Origin of the sequence: Sphingomonas sp. TDK1 (assembly GCF_001650735.1) — a bacterium.
In the GTDB taxonomy this organism is placed as follows: domain Bacteria; phylum Pseudomonadota; class Alphaproteobacteria; order Sphingomonadales; family Sphingomonadaceae; genus Sphingomonas.
The window spans coordinates 1-306 of record NZ_LXVY01000035.1; the positions used below are offsets into that span (position 1 = coordinate 1).

Consider the following 306-nt stretch of genomic DNA (forward strand, 5'->3'; position numbering starts at 1 on the left):
GCGCATCGCCTGGTTGGCATAGGAGGCGAAAGCCGCGAAGCCGATCGCCGAGCCGCCGCCCAGCGTGAGGCCATAGACCATCAGCCGCGGCCGCTCGGCGGCGTCCCATACCCAGCGCAGCGCAAGGATCGCCCCCGCCATCGCGCAGAAGGGGAGCAGCTCCAGCCCGATCGACAGCGAGAAGGCGCTCGCCAGACCGACCACGGCGCCGCCACGCGCCCCCCTGGGATCGGCGATGCCCGCGACCGTCATCGCCAGCGCGGCGAGCTGCCAGCCGTGATGGTCGATGCGCAGCGGCGCGTACAT

At 72.5% G+C, this 306-nt stretch carries 1 pseudogene; it reads right to left on the reverse strand.

Features of this window, described 5'->3' with window-relative positions:
• Window positions 1–306, reverse strand: a pseudogene (locus A7X12_RS26405) (AcrB/AcrD/AcrF family protein); the annotation flags it as partial.